Source organism: Quadrisphaera setariae, from assembly GCF_008041935.1.
Taxonomy (GTDB): Bacteria; Actinomycetota; Actinomycetes; order Actinomycetales; family Quadrisphaeraceae; genus Quadrisphaera; species Quadrisphaera setariae.
Genome location: NZ_VKAC01000031.1, coordinates 1 through 1,262 on the forward strand (window position 1 = coordinate 1; position 1,262 = coordinate 1,262).

At 70.7% G+C, this 1,262-nt stretch carries 1 pseudogene; it reads left to right on the plus strand.

Going from position 1 to position 1,262, the window contains the following annotated elements:
* Positions 1–44: 44 nt before the first annotated feature.
* Positions 45–1,262 (plus strand): annotated as a pseudogene (locus tag FMM08_RS22755) (IS110 family RNA-guided transposase); the annotation flags it as partial.

Sequence of the window (1,262 nt, forward strand, 5' to 3'; positions counted from 1 at the left end):
GGCTGGCCTGCCGCGTGTGCGTCGACGGCGACCAGGAGGACGCGATGGACCCATCCGAGCACCACTTCGACGTCTACGTCGGCTTGGACGTCGGTAAAGCCGACCATCACGCCTGCGCCCTGGATGCCGCCGGACGCAAGGTCCACGACAAGGCCCTGGCCAACGAGGAAGCTGCCCTGCGCGCCGTCTTCACCAAGCTGACCGCCCTCGGCAGGGTCCTAGCAGTGGTCGACCAGCCCGCCGCCATCGGCGCCCTGGCCATCGCCGTGGCCCGCGACATGGGCATCGAGGTCGCCTACCTGCCCGGCCTGACGATGCGGCGCCTTGCTGACCTACAACCCGGCCAGGCCAAGACCGACGCCCGTGATGCTTACGTCATCGCTGATGCCGCCCGCTCCCACCCTCACACCCTGCGCCGGGTCGGCACCGACGACGAGACCCTCGCCGACCTGGGAGTGCTTGCCGGCTACGACGACGACCTCGCCCAGCAAGCCACCCGCCTGACCAACCGGCTGCGCGACGCCCTCACCCACGTCCACCCCGCCCTGGAACGGCTCCTGGCCAGGCACTTTGACCGCGGCGGCGTCATCGACCTGCTCGCCGCCGCCGGCACACCCGCGGCCCTGCTCGAGCTCGGCGAAGACGGCATCGCTGACCTCATGCGAGCTCGCTCACCCCGTCTGGCGAGCACCCTGCCGGCGCAGATCCTCACTTCACTTGGCCAGCAGAGCGTGACCATCGCTGGCACCACAGCATTCGGCCGCGTCGTGGTCGGCGTCGCAGCCCAGCTGCGCGAAGTGCGCGACGAACGCGCGGCGCTTGCCGTAGATCTGGAAGCGCGCCTGGAGGCCCACCCTCTTGCCGCTCAGATCATCTGGTCCTGACCTCGATGCCGGGGGTCGGGGTCAGGACCGCCATCAAGATCCTCACCATCGTCGGGGACGGGCGCGCCTTCGCCAGCGCCGCGCACCTTGCCTCCTACGCCGGGCTGGCGCCGGTGACCCGCAGATCGGGGTCCTCGATCAAGGGCGAGAGCCACTCCCAGCGCGGGCACCACGCGTTGAAGTCAGCGCTGTTCCTGTCCGCCTTCGCGGCACTGTCAGACCCGGCCAGCCGGGCCTACTACGACCGCAAGCGCGCCGAGGGACGCCGCCACAACGCCGCCCTGATCTGCCTGTCCCGCCGTCGCATCGACGTCATGTTCGCGATGCTGCGCGACCGCCAGCCCTACCGCCCGCGGCCCTTCAGCACGAGCGGCGAGG